Raw genomic sequence first — 18,732 nt, 5'->3', positions numbered from 1 at the left:
CCGCCCCCCCCCCCCCCCACCCGCCCCCCCCCTTTATAAAGGCAGTGGACGGCTTAGGGGATACATCGGTGACAGGAGCTAAGTCGCGTGCTCTTCCGATCTCGCTGCGGTCACGGCGGGGCGGGCCCGCCCGTGGAGAGAACGCCGCGGGCGCCTAGCGCGTGGGACTGCCGGCCGAGCGCGCGGCCGGCCCCTGCCGCGCCCACGGCCGGCACCGGGCCATCTGGACGAGCGGCTGAGCAGGTCGAGGGCACGGTCGCGCACGCCGCATACGCATACGAGCCCGGCCGAGGCCGAGGACCTCGCGGCGGAGGCGGCCGTACGCCGGGGCGCCCCGCGGCGTCGGCCGCTTCGTCGCGGCCCGGTCCGCAGGGCGCCCCGGCACCCCTCGTGCCCTGCTGCACCGCGCGCCGTGCGCACACGCACCTCGCGGCGCGGCCTCGGCGCCGGTCAGGCGCCCGGCGTGCCGCCGCCGTCGCCGTCCTGCTGGGACATGCGGTCGATGGCGTCCTTCGCCTTGCCCCTGCCCGCGTCGATGCGCTCGCTGTACTTGCCGTTGGTCCTCTCGTCGACCGCGCGTGCGGCCTTGTCGAGCCCCTGGCCGATGCGGTCGCCGTGCTGCGACGCCAGGTCGGAGACCTTGTCCCTCGCCGGCGCGAGCCGCGCCCTGAGCGATTCCCTGAAGCCCATGCGGCACCTTCCCGAAGAGTCACGGACCATCTCATACCTGTACACAGGTTACGGCGGGCAGGCGTGCCGCGCACGGACGGGACGGGGTCCCGCACGGCCCGCCGGATTTGCGAGACTGGGGCGGTGACAAGCGCAGCTCCCGCACCACGGGTCATCGCCGTCGTCGGTCCCACCGCGGCCGGCAAGTCCGATCTGGGCGTCCATCTCGCCCGCGAACTCGGCGGCGAAGTGGTCAACGCCGACTCCATGCAGCTGTATCGCGGCATGGACATCGGCACGGCCAAGCTGACCGAGGGGGAACGCGGCGGTGTGCCGCACCACCTGCTGGACATCTGGGACGTCACCGAGGCCGCGAGCGTCGCCGAGTACCAGCGCCTCGCGCGCGCCGAGATCGACCGCCTGCGCGCCGCCGGCCGCGTCCCCGTCCTCGTGGGCGGTTCCGGGCTGTACGTGCGGGGCGTGATCGACGCGCTCGACTTCCCCGGCACCGACCCCCAGGTACGCGCGCGCCTGGAGTCGGAGCTGACGATGCGCGGCTCGGGCGCGCTGCACGCGCGCCTCGCCGCCGCGGACCCCGCGGCGGCGCGCGCCATCCTGCCGAGCAACGGCCGACGCGTCGTCAGGGCCCTTGAGGTGATCGAGATCACCGGCAGGCCCTTCACCGCCAACCTCCCGGGACACGAGGCCGTCTACGACACCGTGCAGATCGGCGTCGACGTGGAGCGGCCCGAGCTCGACGCGCGCATCGCGCTGCGCGTCGACCGCATGTGGGAGGCGGGACTCGTCGACGAGGTGCGCGCGCTGGAGGCGCGCGGCCTGCGCGACGGGCGCACGGCGTCGCGCGCACTCGGCTACCAGCAGGTGCTCGCCGCCCTCGCCGGCACGTGCACGCAGGACGAGGCGCGCGCCGAGACCGTCCGTGCCACCAAGCGCTTCGCGAGGCGCCAGGACTCCTGGTTCAGGAGGGACCCGCGCGTGCACTGGCTCGCGGGCGGAGAGGGCGCCGTTGAGGAACTGCGGCGGCGGGCTCTCGCGTTGGTCGAACGGGCGGTCACAGCCTGATCACGTGATGGCATCGGGACGCTCCGGGCGCCATTTCCGGGCCATGGGGCGTGCCATCATCGAGCATCGATCCACCCGTGGAGTCCGAGTTGGGAGGGCGCGTGGCGATGGAGGCCGGCCCTCGCGATCCCCAGTCGGCGACGCGGAACGCGCCCGAGCAGTCCGGCGAGGACGCGCCCGTTCCCGTCCCGGGCCAGTCCCCGGGACCCGGCCACTCCGTGCCGCCCGGCCTCAGCGCCGACGGTCCCGGCCAGGGCCTGACGCCCGACGGTCTCGCCTCCGACGGCCCCGAGGACGACCCGGAGTCGGAGCCCGCCACACCCGAGGTCGAGGTGGAGCTCAGGCCGCAGGGCCGGTTCCGCATCTGGCAGATCGCCCCGATCGTCGTACTCGCCGGCGTCGGCTCCCTCATGTTCGCCTTCCCCCTCGCGTTCGGCACGGGCGACGGCGGTTCCGTGATCGCGATGCTCGGCCTGCTGCTCGGCTGCTGCGCCGCGGGATGGGGCATGACGGCCGCCCGCAGAGTCGGCTACACGTGGCCGGGCCTGCCCTCCAAGTCCTCGGGCGAGCGGGCCGACTGGCGCTTCGTCGCGCTGTACGTCGCGATCGCCGCGGTCGTCGTGGCACTCGCGGTCTGGCGCGTCGCGCGGCTGCGCTGAGCAGGGCCGCGCGAAGGGCCGGAGAGGGCTCGCGAGGCCGGCATCGCCGGTTGTCGGCGGTGGCTCCTACGATGGACCTGTGACGGCACCGACCACGCCCCTGGCGTACCTCAAGGGACACGGCACGGAGAACGACTTCGTGATCGTTCCCGACCCGGACAACGCGCTCGACCTGCCGCCGCGCCTCGTGGCCGCGCTCTGCGACCGCAGGGCCGGTGTCGGCGGGGACGGCGTGCTGCACGTGGTGCGGTCCGCCGCCCACCCGGAGGCGCGCGCGATGGCCGCGGAGGCCGAGTGGTTCATGGACTACCGCAACGGCGACGGCTCGGTCGCCGAGATGTGCGGCAACGGCGTCCGCGTCTTCGCCCGGTACCTCCAGCGGGCCGGGCACGTCCGCGCGGGAGATCTCGCCGTCGCCACGCGGGGCGGCGTGAAGCGCGTGCACCTCGCCAAGGACGGCGACGTCACGGTGCACATGGGCCGCGCCACCCTGCCGGAAGGCGCCGTGGACGTCACCGTGGGCGCGAGGACATGGCCCGCGTACAACGTCAACATGGGCAACCCGCACGCGGTCGCGTTCGTCGACGACCTGGCGCACGCGGGCGACCTGCTCGCCCCGCCGCCGTTCGCGCCTGCCGAGGTCTACCCCGACGGGGTCAACGTCGAGTTCGTCGTCGACCGCGGGCCCCGCCACGTCGCCCTGCGCGTGCACGAGCGCGGCTCGGGCGAGACCCGGTCGTGCGGTACGGGCGCCTGCGCCGTCGCCGTGGCCGCGGCCCTCAGGGACGGCGCCGACCCGGCCGCGAGCGGCACACCCGTCACGTACACGGTGGATTTGCCGGGCGGCCGCCTTGTGATCACGCAGCGGCCCGGCGGGGAGATCGAGATGACGGGTCCCGCAGTGATCGTCGCCGAGGGAGTGATCACCACGGAATGGCTCGAAACGGCCTTCGGTTGAAACATGCAGGCGTTCGCTTGAACGGGTGATCCGTTTCACGCTGAACGAGTGCGGGTCCGGTCCACGTTGTGGGCTCGATAGCATCAAGCACCGGCCCCGAGGGCGCACCCCCGTCCCTCGTACCGCCGGTCGATCCTGCCCGGAGGTTGCCCATGAGTGCAGAGGCCACCAGCCCTGGTGTCCATGGCCGCAGGCGCGGCCTGCCCCGTATCGACCTCCGCCGGCTGGGCAGGGCGGCCCTGCTGGGGCCCGCGTCGCGCGACCGGCTGCCCGACGCCATAGGGCATGTGGCCGAGGCGCACAGGGCGCACTTCCCCGACGCCGACATGTCGGTCCTGCACCGCGCGTACGTGCTCGCCGAGGCCTCGCACCGCGGCCAGTACCGCAAGAGCGGTGAGCCGTACATCACCCACCCGCTCGCCGTCACGCTGATCCTCGCCGAACTCGGCGCCGAGACCACCACGCTGACCGCCGCGATCCTGCACGACACCGTCGAGGACACCGACGTCACCCTCGACCAGGTCGGCCGCGAGTTCGGCGAGGAGGTCCGCTACCTCGTCGACGGCGTGACCAAGCTGGAGAAGGTCGACTACGGGGCGGCGGCGGAGCCGGAGACGTTCCGCAAGATGCTCGTCGCCACGGGCAACGACGTACGCGTGATGTCGATCAAACTCGCCGACCGGCTGCACAACATGCGCACGCTCGGCGTGATGCGCCCGGAGAAGCAGGAGCGGATCGCCAAGGTCACCAGGGACGTGCTCGTGCCACTCGCCGAGCGGCTCGGGGTCCAGGCGATCAAGTCCGAGCTCGAGGACCTGGTCTTCGCCATCCTGTGCCGCGAGGACGCGGCCAGGGCCCGCGCCCTCATCGCTGAGAACGCCTCCGCGGGCGACGCGCTCGTGTCGACCGCGCAGGACGTGCGCCGGGTCCTGCGCGAGGCGGACCTCGCGGCCGAGGTCCTCGTCAGGCCACGCCACCTGGTCTCCGTCCACCGCGCCAGGGTCAAGCGCGGCGAGCTGCGCCCCACGGACTTCGGCAGGCTCCTCGTACTCGTCGCCGAGGACGCCGACTGCTACGGCGTGCTCGGCGAGCTGCACACCTGCTTCACTCCGGTGATCTCCGAGTTCAAGGACTTCGTCGCCGCCCCCAAGTTCAACCTGTACCAGTCGCTGCACACCGCGGTCGCGGCCCCCGACGGCTCGGTCGCCGAGGTCCTGATCCGCACCCACCAGATGCACAAGGTGGCCGAGGCCGGGGTCGTCGCCCTCGGCAACCCCTACGCGCCGGTGCCCGCCGCGGGCGACGGCGGCGACGCGCCCGACGGCGAGCGCGCCGACCCGACGCGCCCCGGCTGGCTCTCCCGCCTGCTGGAGTGGCAGGAGTCCGCGCCCGACCCCGACACGTTCTGGAAGACGCTCCGCGCCGACCTGGCACAGGACCGCGAGATCACCGTCTTCCGTGCGGAGGGCGGCATGCTCGGCCTGCCCGCGGGCGCCACCTGCGTGGACGCGGCCTACGCCCAGTACGGCGAGGCCGCCCACCGATGTCTGGGCGCGCGCGTCAACGGCCGCCTCGTCGCCCTCGGCACCGTGCTGAACGACGGCGACACCGTCCAGGCGCTCCTCGCCCACGACACCACCTCGGGGCCCTCGCCCGAATGGCTCGAGCACGCCCGCACGCCCTCCGCGCGCATCGCCATCACCGGCTGGCTCGCCGCGCACCCCGACGCGGCGGCGCTGCCCGACGCCTCGCCCCGGCCGCCCGCCGCGGTCTCGGCAGGGCCGCGCACCACCGCGGGCGTCGTCACGGAACGGCCCGACGCCCCGGTACGGCTCGCGGGGTGCTGCACGCCCGTGCCGCCCGACGACATCACCGCCTTCCAGGTACGGGGCGGCACCGTCACCGTGCACCGCGCCGAGTGCCCGGCGGCCCGCAGGATGAGCCAGTCCAAACGCTCTCCCGTGCCGGTCAGCTGGGCCGCGGGCGACACCGCGGGCTGCCAGGTCACGCTGCGCGCCGAGTCGTTCGGCCGGCCCCGGCTCATGGCCGACCTCACGGACGCCATGTCCACCGCGGGCGCCGCCATCATCTCCGCCACCGTCGAACCGCCGAGCAGGCAGCGCGTACGCCACACCTACACCGTCCAGCTGGCCGACGCCGCGCTGCTGCCCGGCCTGATGAGCGCCATGCGCGAGGTGCCGGGCGTGTACGACGTGAGCCGGGCCCAGCAGCCCGCGCAGGCGTGACGCCCGGGTCGCACGGCGGCGAGCACACCGCACGCGCGTCCGCATCCGGCCCGCCGCCGACCCCGTTCGGCTGAGAGGGGCGCGCGCCGTCCCCGCGAGCGCGCCGTCCCCTGGTAGCGGTGGGGCATGCTCCTCACCTCACGCCGTCTGCGTGCCGCGCTGCTCGCCGCCGCGTCGACCACCCTCGTCGCCGCCGCCCTGCCCGCCCCGTCCCCGCTGGGCATCGGCGACCGCCTCTTCCCCTACCTCGGCAACCCCGGCTATGACGTGGGCAGTTACGACATCGGCCTGACGTACACGGGCGTCAACACCAAGCCGCTCTCCGCGACCACCACCATCGACGCGACGGCCACCCGCAGGCTCGACCGCTTCAACCTCGACTTCACCCACGGCACCGTACGGTCCGTGACGGTCGACGGCAGGCCCGCGGCCTTCGCCACCGCCGGCGAGGACCTCGTCATCACCCCGCGCCACCCCGTCGCCGAGGGCGACCCGATGGAGGTCACCGTCCGCCACACCAGCGACCCCCGAGGCGACAACAGCGCGGGCGGCTGGATCCGCACCCCGGACGGGCTGGTGATGGCCAACCAGGCGAACGCGGCACACCGCGTCTTCCCCTGCGACGACCACCCCTCCGACAAGGCGTACTTCACCTTCCACATCTCGGCGCCCAAGAAGCTCACCGTCGTGGCGAACGGCGAGGAGACCGGCGAGAGCACCGACGGTGCGGACACCACCTGGACCTACCGCACCAGGCACCCCATGGCCACCGAACTCGCCCAGGTCTCCATCGGCACGTCCGCCGTCGTCAGGAGCACAGGCCCGCACGGCCTGCCCGTACGCAGCGTGGTGCCGGCCGCCGACAAGAAGCGGCTCGGCCCGTGGCTCGCCAAGACCCCGGACATGATCCAGTGGATGGAGCAGCGCGTCGGCCGCTACCCGTTCTCCGACTACGGCGTCCTGATCGCCGGCGCGAACACCGGGTTCGAGCTGGAGACGCAGACCCTGTCGCTCTTCGAACGCTCCCTGTTCACGGCCGGCGACGGCTACCCGTCGTGGTACGTCGACTCCCTGCTGGTGCACGAGCTCGCGCACCAGTGGTTCGGCGACAGCGTCTCCCCGCACCGCTGGTCCGACGTCTGGCTCAACGAGGGCCATGCCACCTGGTACGAGGGCACCTACGCGCAGGAGCACGGCGGCCCGGACTTCGCCCAGCGCATGCACGACGCGTACACCAGCTCCGACGCCTGGCGCGCGGCCGGCGGACCGCCCGCCGCGCCCAAGGCCCCCGTGCCGGGGAAGCCGATCAGCATCTTCCGGCCGGTCGTCTACGACGGCAGTGCGCTCGTGCTCTACGCGCTGCGCCAGGAGGTCGGCGCCGCGACGTTCTCCCGCATCGAGCGCGACTGGGTGCGCGAGAACCGCGACTCCTCGGCGTCCTCGGCCGACTTCACCGCCCTGGCCTCCCGCGACGCGGGCCGGGACCTGACGGCCTTCTTCCACGGCTGGCTGTACGGGAAGAAGACGCCCTCGATGCCGGGCCACCCCGACTGGCACAGCGCCAAGCCCGCCCAGCACGCGGCACGGCCCGCGAAGGGGCCCGCAGCGAAGCGGCCCGCGGCGAAGGGGCCCGCGCACCCCACCGCCACGTCCTCCGCGCCCGCCGTCCACGGCGACAAGGCGTCCGCGGCACGTAGCGGTGCGTGAAACACGGGTGACGGCGCGGGCGCGGCGTGCCACCATCGAACATGTCCGGGGGGAATCAATCCGTCCGGCAGGGCGTTGACCCGTTCGACGCCGCACGCATGCGGCATTCCGACGACGTAAGGACCCAATGACCTCCACTTCTCCCTTCCCCCAGGACGCGCAGCACCCCGCGGCGGGCCGCCCGGCCGACCCGCGCACCGACAGCCTTCGGGCCGACGCCCTGATGGAAGAGGACGTCGCCTGGAGCCATCAGACCGACGAGGCCCGCGACGGCGACCAGCTCGACCGGTCCGACCGCGCCGCACTCCGGCGCGTGGTGGGCCTGTCCACCGAGCTCGAGGACGTCACCGAGGTCGAGTACCGGCAGCTGCGCCTGGAGCGCGTGGTGCTGGTCGGCGTCTGGACGACCGGCACGCTGGAGGACGCGGAGAACTCCCTCGCGGAGCTGGCCGCGCTCGCCGAGACCGCCGGAGCGCTCGTCCTCGACGGCGTGGTGCAGCGGCGCGACAAGCCCGACCCGGCGACGTACATCGGCTCGGGCAAGGCGCAGGAACTGCGGGACATCGTCCTCGACAGCGGCGCCGACACGGTGGTCTGCGACGGTGAGCTGAGCCCCGGCCAGCTGATCCACCTGGAGGACGTCGTCAAGGTCAAGGTCGTCGACAGGACGGCGCTGATCCTCGACATCTTCGCGCAGCACGCCAAGTCGCGGGAGGGCAAGGCGCAGGTCGCGCTCGCCCAGATGCAGTACATGCTGCCGAGGCTGCGCGGCTGGGGCCAGTCGCTGTCGAGGCAGATGGGTGGCGGCGGCAGCGGCGGCATGGCCACGCGCGGCCCCGGTGAGACCAAGATCGAGACGGACCGGCGCAGGATCCGCGAGAAGATGGCGAAGATGCGCAGGGAGATCGCGGCCATGAAGACCGGCCGCGAGATCAAGCGCCAGGAGCGCAGGCGCCACCGCGTGCCGTCCGTCGCCATCGCGGGCTACACCAACGCCGGCAAGTCGTCCCTGCTCAACCGCCTCACCGGCGCGGGTGTCCTGGTGGAGAACGCGCTGTTCGCCACCCTGGACCCGACGGTGCGCCGCGCCGAGACGCCCAGCGGGCGGCTCTACACCCTCGCGGACACGGTCGGATTCGTCCGGCACCTGCCGCACCACCTCGTGGAGGCGTTCCGCTCCACGATGGAGGAGGTCGCCGACAGCGACCTGATCCTGCACGTGGTCGACGGATCGCACCCGGTGCCCGAGGAGCAGCTCGCGGCGGTGCGCGAGGTCGTGCACGACGTCGGCGCGAAGGACGTACGCGAGATCGTCGTCGTCAACAAGGCGGACGCGGCGGACCCGCTGGTCCTGCAGCGCCTGCTGAGGGCCGAGCGCAACGCGATCGCCGTGTCGGCGCGCACCGGCGAGGGCATCGCCGAGCTGCTCGCGCTGATCGACGCCGAGCTGCCGCGGCCCGAGGTGGAGGTCGAGGTGCTCGTCCCCTACACGCGGGGCGCTCTGGTCTCCCGGGTGCACGCGGAGGGCGAGGTGCTGTCCGAGGAGCACACCCCGGAGGGCACGCTGCTCAAGGCGCGCGTCCACGAGGAGCTCGCGGCGGCGCTCTCGCCGTACACGCCCGCCGGCGCTCTCTGACGGCGGCCCCGCGAAGGGGCTGACACCGCAGGGCCGTACCCCGATCGAGTCGGGGCACGGCCCTGCCGTCTGTGCGGGCGCCGGCGCCCGGCCCGCGCTCCGCCTGCGTCCCGGCCTGGCGGGCGGCCCCAACGCCGCGCGCCCGGGCCCGCGGGCGCGGTCCGCCGCGACCGCTACCGCGAGGCGAACTTCTTACTGACGCCCTCGTAGACGCCCTTGGCGACCTTGCCGAGGTGCGGCCCGGCCAGCCAGCCCGCCTTCACAGGACCGATCGACGTGTTCGACACGAGCGCGGGCTTGCCGTCGTCGCCCTTCGCGATCCAGCCGCCACCCGACGCGCCACCGGTCATCGTGCAGCCGATCCGGTACTCCGTCGGCGCCGACCGGTCGAGCGAGAGCCGTCCCGGCCTGTCCTGGCACTGGTAGAGCCGCTGGCCGTCGAACGGCGGGGCCGCCGGGTAGCCGTTGGCCGTGATGCTCGCGATGTCGGGCACCGCCGGTGCGTTGAAGTCCACGGGCATGGCCGCGCCCACCGTCTCCTGGAGCGACTTGCCCGTGCCGCCGTTCTCCGGCCTCACGTGCAGCACGGCGTAGTCGTAGGGCGAGCCCTGCCCGCCGGTCTCCGCGCCCTCGGAGATCCACTGCGGCGAGGTCCCGGCCCAGTCGGCCCACCAGACCCCGTACGGGGCGATCTCCTTCTCGCTCGCGCCGCGCAGCGCGGACGCCGTCAGTCCCTTGTTGTTGTACGAGGGGACGAAGGCGATGTTGCGGTACCAGCCGCCCTCCTTGCCGGCGTGCACGCAGTGGCCCGCCGTCCACACCATGTCCGACTTGCCGGGGTGCGCCGGGTCCGTGACCACCGTGGCCGAGCAGACCATCGAGCCCTGCGGGCCGTCGAAGAACAGCTTGCCCTCCACCGGGACGCTGCCGGTGTAAGGCGTCGCCGCCTGCCGCGCGGCCACGGGCGCGGGCTCCGGGTCGGTGACGCCCTGGTCACCGGAGAGGTCGTGCGCCCGCATCGGCTGCTCAGCCGTCCTGTCGGCCTTGCGCATACGGTCCGGGTCCCACAGCCCCTTGATGATCGGATTGACGAAGTCCTGCGCCTGGCGCAGCCACTGGTCCTTGTCCCAGTTCTTCCACGCGCCGTGCTTCCACTTGTCGAGGTCGAACCCGTGCTGCTTCAGCTTGTTCTTGAGGTCGTCCGGGATGGAGAAGCCCGGTTCAGGCGTCACGGTCGCGGACGCGGACGGCGCCGCGCCCGCGTCACCGCCGCCGCTCGGCCCGCACGCGGTCGCGGTCAGCGCCAGAGCGGCCGCTGCGGCCGTCGCGGCCACCAGGCGGACTCCGGGTATCGGACGGTTCGGTGACATCTGGGCTCCCCCTGGAAGGTACGTGTACGCGCAGGGCGGCGTGTTCCCCGGCAACGGCCCCACTATGCCGTTGCCGGGGAACACGCCATACGTCAGGTCCGCGGTTCTGCGCCACGCGCGCGGGCCAGGGATCTTCCCGCCACCCGTGATCCTCCGCACCCGGCGTCGTTGGTACGTGCGGGGGACACGGCCGGCGCCCGCCGCCGAGCCCCGGCGCCCGGCACGCCACGGACGTGCCGGGCATGGCGACAGCGGGAGGACCGGGAGACGTGGCCGTGACGAAGACGATCCCTGCGGCGGCGACCGTGGTGCACGAGGGCATCCTCAGGCGCCAGGCGCAGCGCGAGTCCGCCGCCCGCACGTACGCGCGGTCCCTGCCGATCGTGCCGGTGCGGGCCCGCGGCCTCACCGTCGAGGGCGCTGACGGCCGGCGCTACCTCGACTGCCTCTCCGGCGCCGGCACGCTCGCGCTCGGCCACAACCACCCCGTGGTACTCGAAGCCATCAGGAAGGTCCTCGACTCCGGGGCGCCACTGCACGTGCTCGACCTGGCCACGCCCGTCAAGGACGCCTTCGTCACCGAGCTGTTCACCAACCTGCCGCCCGAACTCGCCGCGCACGCGCGGATCCAGTTCTGCGGGCCCGCCGGCACCGACGCCGTCGAGGCCGCGCTGAAACTGGCGCGCACCGCGACGGGCCGCGAGGGCGTCCTCGCGTTCACCGGCGCGTACCACGGCATGACGGAGGGCGCGCTGGCCGTGTCGGGCGGCGCCCGCGACGTACGGGTCACGCGCCTGCCCTTCCCGCAGGACTACCGGTGCCCGTTCGGCCTCGGCGGCGAGCGGGGCGCCGAGACGGCGGCGCGCTGGACGGAGAGCCTCCTCGACGATCCGAGGGGCGGTGTGCCGCGGCCGGCCGCGATGATCGTGGAACCCGTGCAGGGCGAGGGCGGCGTGCTGCCCGCGCCCGACGCGTGGCTGCGCCGGATGCGGAGGATCACCGCGGACCGCTCGGTGCCGCTCATCGCCGACGAGGTGCAGACAGGCGTCGGCAGGACCGGTAGCTTCTGGGCCGTGCAGCACAGTGGCATCGTCCCCGACGTGATGGTGCTCTCGAAGGCCGTCGGAGGGTCGCTCCCGCTCGCCGTGATCGTCTACCACGAGGATCTCGACGTGTGGCACCCCGGAGCGCACGCCGGCACGTTCCGCGGCAACCAGCTCGCGATGGCCGCGGGCACCGCCACCCTCGCCTTCGTGCGGGAGAACGGCCTCGCCGAGCGCGCCGCGCTGCTCGGCGCCCGGATGCTCGCCCGCCTCAAGGGCCTGGCCGCCGAGCACCCCTGCGTCGGAGACGTGCGCGGGCGCGGGCTGATGATCGGCGTGGAGATCGTCGACCCCGTGGCCGGAGCCAGGGCCGGAGCCGGCGACGGCACCGGACCCGCACCCGCACCCGCGGATGCGGCGCTCGCGCGTGCCGTGCGGCGCGCCTGCCTCGACCGGGGGCTCATCGTGGAACTCGGCGGCCGCGACGGCGCGGTCGTGCGGCTGCTGCCACCGCTGATCCTCACCGACGAACAGGCCGAGGCCGTGCTCGACCGGTTCGCCGACGCGCTGGCCGCCGCCGAGCGTGCCGCCCTCGCGTCCGCAGGACGGTCGCGCTGACCCCGCATCCAGGAACCGCAAAGGAAGACCCGTGAACCCCACCCCCCCGTCCGACCTGCCGGTGGCGCCGGACGCCCCCGAGTCCGTCATGGTGCCCCGCCAGCACAACGGCGCGGAGCGGCACCCGCACGCCGGACGGACGGGCGAGGCCCATCCCGCACCCGCCACCCGCCCCGACCCGCTCGACCACCCCGACGCGCACCGCGCCGCCGAATCGGCGGCCGTGGAGAACCTGCTGCGCTGCTGGGTCAGGGAGAACGACATCCAGGCGCCGGACGGCGGGGTGCTGCGGCTGCCGCTGCCGATGAGCGGCACCGCGCTGCACGTACCGGTCGACTACTGGTCGCCGACCGGCTGGCACCGCTTCGGGCCCGCCTTCCTCGACGGCGCGCCGCACCAGGCGCCGCCCGCCGACGCCGTCACCGTCGCCGCGCTGCTCGGCCGGGAGACCGGCCGCCACCAGGGCACTGACCTCGTCGCCATGGTGGCCGACTCCGCCCGCCACACCGCGCTCTTCCTCGCCCACCGCCGCCACCGGCCCGAACCGGCGCACGGCGCCGACTTGTTCCTCGCCGCCGAGCAGTCGCTGGTGCTCGGCCACCCCATGCACCCCACGCCCAAGAGCAGGCAGGGGCTCTCCGAGGCGGAGGCCCTGCGCTACTCGCCCGAACTCGGCGGCTTGTTCGCCCTGCACTGGGTGGCCGTCGACCGCTCGGTCCTCGCCGCCGAGTCCGCCTGGACGGAGCAGGGCAGGCCGGTGACCGCCGAACGGCTCGCCGGACGCCTGCTCGGCCACGTCCCGCTGCCCCCCGGCACCGTCCCACTGCCGCTCCACCCGTGGCAGGCACGCGACATGACGCACCGTCCGGCGTTCGCCCGGCTGGCCGAGGCGCGGCTCGTGCACGACCTCGGGCCGCACGGCGACCCCTGGCACCCCACCTCCTCCGTCCGCACGGTGCACAGGCCGGGCGCCCCCGCCATGCTCAAGCTGTCCCTCGGCGTGCGCATCACCAACTCGCGCCGCGAGAACCTGCGCAAGGAGCTGCGCCGCGGCGTCGAGGTGCACCGGCTGCTGCGCACCGGGCTCGGCAGGCAGTGGCGTGCCGCGCACCCCGGCTTCGACATCGTCCGCGACCCCGCCTGGCTCGCCGTCGACGGCGAGGACGGCGCTCCGGTGCCCGGCCTCGACGTGATCCTGCGGCACAACCCGTTCGGACCCGCGGACGACGCCGTGTGCGTCGCCGGGCTGACCGCGCCACGCCCGTACCCGGGACGCGGCACGACGTTCTCGCGGCTCGCGGACATCGTCGCGCGACTCGCCGTCCGCACGGGAAGACCCGGGCCCGCCGTCGCCGCCGAGTGGTTCCTGCGCTACCTCCACCACGTGGTCAGGCCGATCCTCTGGCTGGACGGACAGGCGGGCATCGCCCTGGAGGCGCACCAGCAGAACACCCTCGTCCACCTCGACGCCGACGGGTGGCCCATCGGCGGCCGCTACCGCGACAACCAGGGCTACTACTTCCGCGCCTCGCACCGCGAGGCCCTGGAGCGCAGGCTGCCCGGCATCGGCGCCGCCTCCGACACCTTCGTCTCCGACGAGGTGACCGACGAGAGGTTCGCGTACTACCTCGGCATCAACAACGTCCTCGGCCTCATCGGCGCGTTCGGCTCGCAGCGACTGGCCGGCGAGCAGGTGCTCATCGCCGCCTTCCGCCGGTTCCTCGCGGACGCCGCCGCGTCGGGATCCCCGCTGCCCGGGCAGCTGCTGGCCGCGCCCGTGCTGCGCTGCAAGGCCAACCTGCTCACCCGGCTGCACGGCCTGGACGAGCTCGTCGGGCCGGTCGACACCCAGTCCGTCTACGTCACCATCACGAACCCGCTGAGGCCGTGACGGGGGAGGAGAGCGCCGCCATGACGCACGCCGGGGAGCGCGCCGCGGACGGGAGCGCGCCGGCCCCCGCGCGTACCCGCTGTTTCGACGACGGCCTGCTCGACGGCCTGCACGGCTGGGGGCCCGTCACCTGCCCCGCCGGCGTCCTGCGGCTGACGCCCGTGCGGCAGGAACGCGACCTCGCCCTGATCACCCGCTGGATGAACGACCCGGCGGTGGCCGCCTTCTGGGAGCTCGCGGGGCCCGCGTCCGTCACCGCCGCCCACCTGGAGCCGCAACTGCGCGGCGACGGGCGCAGCATCCCCTGCCTCGGCGTACTCGACGGCGTGCCGATGAGCTACTTCGAGGTCTACCGCGCCGACCTCGACCCGCTGGCCCGCCACTACCCGGCGCGTCCCCACGACACCGGCGTCCACGTCCTGGTGGGCGGCGCGGCCGACCGGGGGAGGGGTGTGGGCACCGCCCTCCTGCGGGCAGTGTCGGACCACATTCTCGACCATCGGCCCCGGTGCACGCGCGTACTTGCCGAACCCGACCTGGAGAACACGCCCTCCGTGTCAGCATTTCTGAGCGCGGGTTTCCGCTTCGGCGCGGAGGTGGACCTGCCCGGCAAACGAGCCGCACTCATGATCCGGGACCGTGCACTGCGCCGGCTCCTCTGACCCCACCACAGCGAAGGCCCCGACCGGGTCCCTGCGACCGCCAGTGCCCTACCGTAAGTGACCCGCCGTATTCGAACAGTCGTAGGCGGACCGCCGCCAGGTCCCGCCACCTCCGCTCCGAGGAGCCTCCTCATGTCGACGACGCCCGTGCATGACTCCAGCGACTCCACCGCACTCGCCGCGCCGGCCCTGCCGCACTCACCGCTGTACGCACCGCCGGGACTCACGCCGCACCGCTGGGCCGCGGCGTCCCGCCGGCTGCTGGCCAAGCTGGTCGGCGAGTTCGCCTACGAGGAGATCGTCGCGCCCGTGGAGAGCGGCCGGGGCAGCGGCCACTACGCGCTCGTACTCGACGACGGCTCCCGCCTCCGCTTCCGCGCCCGCCGCGGGGCGTACGGCAGCTGGCGGGTCGACCCGGCGTCGCTGACACGCGCGGGGGAGACGGGCGCGGCCGACGCGGAAGCGGGCGCGGGCGACGCCGAAGGGAGCTGCACGCCCTTCACCGACCCGCTGCGCTTCCTGATGCTGTCCCGCCGGCTGCTGGGCATCGACGGCGACACCCTCGGCCACCTCATACGCGAGCTGACCACGACCGTCGCGGCCGACGCGGCCCTCGACCACACCGCGGCGACCGCCGCCCAACTCGCCGACCTTGGCTACGCCGAACTGGAGGGCCACCAGACGGGCCACCCGTGGATCGTCCTCAACAAGGGCCGCGTCGGCTTCTCCGCGACCGACACCGCACGCTGGGCACCCGAGGCCCGCACGCCCGTCACGCTGCCCTGGATAGCCGTCTCCACCCGGCTCGCCGCCTACCGCGGCAGCCGCGGCCTGACCCGTCCCGCCCTGCTCTACGCCACCGAGCTCGACCCCGAGGTGCGCGCCGCGTTCGACGGCCTGCTCGCCCGGCGCGGACTCGACCCGTCCGGTTACCTCTACCTGCCCGTCCACCCGTGGCAGTGGGACGAGGTGCTGGTCCCGCTCTACGCGCCCGCGATCGCCGACGGATCCATCGTGCCGCTGCCGACCGACGGCGACCTGCGCCTGCCGCAGCAGTCCATCCGCACGTTCCTCAACGTCGACCGTCCCGACCGCCACACCGTGAAGCTGCCGCTGTCCATCCTCAACACCCTCGTGTGGCGCGGCCTGCCGACCCGGCGCACGCTCGCCGCGCCCGCCGTCACGTCCTGGGTGCTCGGGCTGCGCGACGACGACCCGTTCCTGCGCGACGAGACGCGCGTGATCCTCCAGGGGGAGGTCGCGTCCGTGACCGTGCGGCACCCGCTCTACGACCGGCTCCCCGAGGCCCCCTACCAGTACAAGGAGCTGCTCGGGGCGATCTGGCGGCAGCCCCTGCTGACCAGCCTCGACCCCGGGGAGCGCGCCCGCACGCTCGCGGCCCTGCTGCACACCGACCCGGCGGGCCGCGCCCTGACGGCGGAGCTCGTCGCACGCTCGGGGCTCGACCCCGCGCGCTGGCTCGCCCGGCTGTTCGCGGCGCTGCTGCCGCCGCTGCTGCACTTCCTCTACCGCTACGGGACGGTGTTCTCCCCGCACGGCGAGAACACGATCGTCGTCTTCGACGAGCACGACGTGCCGGTGCGTCTCGCGATCAAGGACTTCGTGGACGACGTCAACGTCAGCTCCGTGCCGCTGCCGGAACACGACTCGATGCCGGCTGAGGTCAGGGACGTCCTGCTGACCGAGGACCCCGGTTTCCTCATCCAGTTCATCCACTCCGGCCTCTTCGTGGGCGTCTTCCGCTACCTGGCCCCGCTGTGCGAGGAGCAACTGGGTGTGCGTGAAAGCGAGTTCTGGTCACTCGTACGGGCGGAGATCCTGCGCCACCAGGCACGCTTCCCCGAACTCAAGGACCGCTTCGAAGCGTTCGACCTGCTCACCCCGCGTATCGAACGGCTCTGCCTCAACCGCAACCGCCTCCACCTCGACGGCTACCGCGACCGGGCGGAACGGCCGCACGCCGCCGTGCACGGAACCGTCGAGAACCCCCTCGGCGCGCACCGGCCGCCCGGGGCGTGAGAGCCGGTGTCAGTCCCCGGCCGTAGGGTGGTCGCGCTATGACGAAGCCATCACTCCCCGAGCTCCTCCACGCCGCCGTCACCGCCGTCGGCGGTGTGGAGAGGCCAGGCCAGGTCGCCATGGCCGAGGCCGTGGCCGAGGCCATCGACACCCCGTCCCACCTGCTGGTCCAGGCCGGCACCGGCACCGGCAAGTCCCTCGGCTACCTCGTGCCCGCCCTGGCGCACGGGGAGCGTGTCGTGGTGGCCACGGCAACGCTCGCGCTGCAGCGGCAGCTCGCCGAACGCGACCTGCCGCGCACGGTCGAGGCGCTGCACCCGCTGCTGCGCCGCCGCCCCCAGTTCGCGATGCTCAAGGGCCGAAGCAACTACCTCTGCCTGCACCGGCTGCACGAGGGCATGCCGCAGGACGAGGAGGAGGGCCTGTTCGACCAGTTCGAGGCCGCCGAGCCCACCAGCAAGCTCGGCCAGGACCTGCTGCGCATGCGCGACTGGGCCGACGAGACGGAGACGGGCGACCGCGACGCCCTGACGCCCGGGGTGTCCGACCGCGCCTGGGCGCAGGTGTCGGTCTCGTCGCGTGAATGCCTCGGCGCCACGAAGTGCGCGTACGGGCAGGAGTGCTTCGCCGAGCTGGCCCGCGAGCGCGCGAAGCTGGCCGACGTGGTGGTGACCAACCACGCGCTGCTCGCCATCGACGCGATCGAGGGCGCCCCCGTCCTGCCGCAGCACGAGGTGCTGATCGTGGACGAGGCGCACGAGCTGGTCTCCCGGGTGACGGGCGCGGCCACGGGCGAGCTGACCCCCGGGCAGGTGAACCGCGCGGTGCGCCGGGCGGCCAAGCTGGTGGACGAGAAGGCGGCGGACGCGCTGCAGACGGCCGCGGAGACGTTCGAGCGGCTCATGGAGCTGGCGCTGCCCGGGCGCCTCGAAGAGATCCCGGAAGACCTGGCGTACGCGCTGATGGCGCTGCGTGACGCGGCCCGCACGGTGATCACGGCGCTCGGCAACACCCGCGACAAGTCCGTGCAGGACGAGGACGTCGTGCGCAAGCAGGCCATGGCGTCGGTCGAGTCGGTGCACGGGGTCGCGGAACGGATCGCGAACGGCTCGGAGTGGGACGTCGTCTGGTACGAGCGGCACGACCGGTTCGGCGCTTCGCTGCGCGTCGCGCCGCTGTCGGTGTCGGGCCTGCTCAGGGAGAAGCTGTTCGCCGACCGCTCGGTGACGCTGACGTCGGCCACCCTGAAGCTCGGCGGCGACTTCAACGGCGTGGGGGCGTCGCTCGGGCTCGCCGCGGAGGGCACGGGCGGTGACGAGGTGCCGCAGTGGAAGGGCGTCGACGTGGGCTCGCCGTTCGACTACCCCAAGCAGGGGATCCTCTACGTGGCCCGCCATCTGAACACGCCGGGCCGCGAGGGCTCGCGCGGCGACATGATGGACGAGCTGGCGGAGTTGGTGGAGGCGGCCGGCGGACGCACCCTGGGGCTCTTCTCGTCGATGCGCGCGGCACGGGCGGCGGCGGAGGAGCTGCGCGGGCGGCTCGACGTGCCGATCCTGCTGCAGGGCGAGGAGACACTCGGCGAGCTGATCAAGGGGTTCGCGGCGGACCCGCGCACGTGCCTGTTCGGCACGCTGTCGCTGTGGCAGGGGGTGGACGTGCCGGGGCCGTCCTCGCAGCTCGTGGTGATGGACAGGATCCCGTTCCCGCGCCCCGACGACCCGCTGATGAGCGCGCGCCAGAAGGCGGTGGAGGAGGGTGGCGGCAACGGCTTCATGGCCGTGGCGGCCACGCACGCGGCGCTGCTGATGGCCCAGGGCGCCGGCCGGCTCGTCAGGGCGACGGGGGACCGCGGTGTGGTCGCCGTGCTGGATCCGCGGCTCGCGACGGCGCGCTACGGGAGCTACCTGAGGGCCTCGCTCCCCGACTTCTGGTACACGACGGACAGGAACCAGGCCCGTAAGTCACTGGCCGCGATCGACGCGGCGGCCAAGGCGGAGGGCAAGTAGGCCTCGGGAGCGGGGCTTTCGGGGCTACGGGCGCAGACGAACGGCCCGGCGCGAGTGCGCTCGGGCCGGGGAGTGTCGTTGCGGCTGCGGCAGCCAAGGCTCCCGCCCGTGCGGGCGGGACGCGGCGGCTCGGACGTGGCG

Annotated in this window: 13 protein-coding genes; 11 read left to right on the top strand and 2 right to left on the bottom strand. The window is 73.8% G+C overall.

Features of this window, described 5'->3' with window-relative positions:
* Positions 1 to 450: 450 nt before the first annotated feature.
* Entirely contained in the window at positions 451 to 690 is a 240-nt protein-coding gene (locus JFN87_RS16785) for an antitoxin (protein WP_209340890.1), read from the bottom strand.
* Between the two features lie 123 nt (positions 691 to 813).
* Here JFN87_RS16785 and miaA point away from each other — a divergent pair, with 123 nt between their 5' ends.
* The 6 genes from miaA to hflX all read left to right on the top strand — a co-directional run bounded on the left by miaA (position 814) and on the right by hflX (position 8,958).
* Positions 814 to 1,752: a tRNA (adenosine(37)-N6)-dimethylallyltransferase MiaA gene (miaA, locus tag JFN87_RS16780; RefSeq protein ID WP_209340889.1), complete on the top strand. Its 939-nt coding sequence runs from the start codon at positions 814 to 816 to the stop codon at positions 1,750 to 1,752.
* Positions 1,753 to 1,853: 101 nt separating this feature from the next.
* The gene (locus JFN87_RS16775; protein ID WP_443732204.1) at positions 1,854 to 2,411 is read left to right on the top strand and encodes a hypothetical protein; all 558 of its coding nucleotides are present in this window, start codon (positions 1,854 to 1,856) and stop codon (positions 2,409 to 2,411) included.
* A 79-nt stretch (positions 2,412 to 2,490) separates the two neighbouring features.
* Entirely contained in the window at positions 2,491 to 3,369 is an 879-nt protein-coding gene (gene dapF, locus JFN87_RS16770; RefSeq protein ID WP_209340887.1) for a diaminopimelate epimerase, read from the top strand.
* 152 nt (positions 3,370 to 3,521) lie between these two features.
* Positions 3,522 to 5,615 carry a RelA/SpoT family protein gene (locus JFN87_RS16765; RefSeq protein ID WP_209340886.1) on the top strand — a complete coding sequence of 698 codons (2,094 nt, stop codon included), beginning with the start codon at positions 3,522 to 3,524 and terminating at the stop codon, positions 5,613 to 5,615.
* Between the two features lie 126 nt (positions 5,616 to 5,741).
* Complete coding sequence (locus tag JFN87_RS16760; RefSeq protein WP_209340885.1) at positions 5,742 to 7,322, top strand: M1 family metallopeptidase; 1,581 nt, start codon at positions 5,742 to 5,744, stop codon at positions 7,320 to 7,322.
* Between the two features lie 127 nt (positions 7,323 to 7,449).
* On the top strand, positions 7,450 to 8,958 hold the full coding sequence (gene hflX / locus JFN87_RS16755; protein WP_209340884.1) for a GTPase HflX: 1,509 nt from the start codon (positions 7,450 to 7,452) through the stop codon (positions 8,956 to 8,958).
* A gap of 173 nt (positions 8,959 to 9,131) precedes the next feature.
* On the opposite strand, the gene JFN87_RS16750 is transcribed toward hflX, so the two are convergent.
* On the bottom strand, positions 9,132 to 10,328 hold the full coding sequence (locus JFN87_RS16750; RefSeq protein WP_245180025.1) for a trypsin-like serine peptidase: 1,197 nt from the start codon (positions 10,326 to 10,328) through the stop codon (positions 9,132 to 9,134).
* A 269-nt stretch (positions 10,329 to 10,597) separates the two neighbouring features.
* Here JFN87_RS16750 and JFN87_RS16745 point away from each other — a divergent pair, with 269 nt between their 5' ends.
* The 5 genes from JFN87_RS16745 to JFN87_RS16725 all read left to right on the top strand — a co-directional run bounded on the left by JFN87_RS16745 (position 10,598) and on the right by JFN87_RS16725 (position 18,591).
* The gene (locus JFN87_RS16745) at positions 10,598 to 11,989 is read left to right on the top strand and encodes a diaminobutyrate--2-oxoglutarate transaminase family protein (RefSeq protein WP_307865484.1); all 1,392 of its coding nucleotides are present in this window, start codon (positions 10,598 to 10,600) and stop codon (positions 11,987 to 11,989) included.
* A 31-nt stretch (positions 11,990 to 12,020) separates the two neighbouring features.
* A complete protein-coding gene (locus JFN87_RS16740; protein ID WP_372449240.1) occupies positions 12,021 to 13,880 on the top strand; it encodes an IucA/IucC family protein in 1,860 nt (619 codons plus the stop codon).
* Positions 13,881 to 13,900: 20 nt separating this feature from the next.
* Positions 13,901 to 14,542 (top strand): GNAT family N-acetyltransferase, encoded by a 642-nt coding sequence (locus tag JFN87_RS16735; protein ID WP_209340882.1) that lies wholly within the window; start codon positions 13,901 to 13,903, stop codon positions 14,540 to 14,542.
* 132 nt (positions 14,543 to 14,674) lie between these two features.
* Positions 14,675 to 16,582, top strand: coding sequence for an IucA/IucC family protein (locus JFN87_RS16730; protein ID WP_209340881.1), 1,908 nt, complete (start codon positions 14,675 to 14,677; stop codon positions 16,580 to 16,582).
* 38 nt (positions 16,583 to 16,620) lie between these two features.
* Positions 16,621 to 18,591, top strand: a complete 1,971-nt coding sequence (locus tag JFN87_RS16725; RefSeq protein WP_209340880.1) for an ATP-dependent DNA helicase — start codon at positions 16,621 to 16,623, stop codon at positions 18,589 to 18,591.
* Positions 18,592 to 18,732 lie beyond the last annotated feature (141 nt).

Origin of the sequence: Streptomyces montanisoli (genome assembly GCF_017813245.1) — a bacterium.
Lineage (GTDB): Bacteria > Actinomycetota > Actinomycetes > Streptomycetales > Streptomycetaceae > Streptomyces > Streptomyces montanisoli.
This window is presented reverse-complemented; position numbering and strand designations above follow the sequence as displayed.

Bases quoted from the DNA above. Each gene is read 5' to 3' on its own strand.
- JFN87_RS16765 (WP_209340886.1), top strand. From the start codon at position 3,522: ATGAGTGCAGAGGCCACCAGCCCTGGTGTCCATGGCCGCAGGCGCGGC.
- JFN87_RS16735 (WP_209340882.1), top strand. From the start codon at position 13,901: ATGACGCACGCCGGGGAGCGCGCCGCGGACGGGAGCGCGCCGGCCCCC.
- JFN87_RS16785 (WP_209340890.1), bottom strand. From the start codon at position 690: ATGGGCTTCAGGGAATCGCTCAGGGCGCGGCTCGCGCCGGCGAGGGAC.
- JFN87_RS16730 (WP_209340881.1), top strand. From the start codon at position 14,675: ATGTCGACGACGCCCGTGCATGACTCCAGCGACTCCACCGCACTCGCC.
- JFN87_RS16725 (WP_209340880.1), top strand. From the start codon at position 16,621: ATGACGAAGCCATCACTCCCCGAGCTCCTCCACGCCGCCGTCACCGCC.
- hflX (WP_209340884.1), top strand. From the start codon at position 7,450: ATGACCTCCACTTCTCCCTTCCCCCAGGACGCGCAGCACCCCGCGGCG.
- JFN87_RS16750 (WP_245180025.1), bottom strand. From the start codon at position 10,328: ATGTCACCGAACCGTCCGATACCCGGAGTCCGCCTGGTGGCCGCGACG.
- JFN87_RS16760 (WP_209340885.1), top strand. From the start codon at position 5,742: ATGCTCCTCACCTCACGCCGTCTGCGTGCCGCGCTGCTCGCCGCCGCG.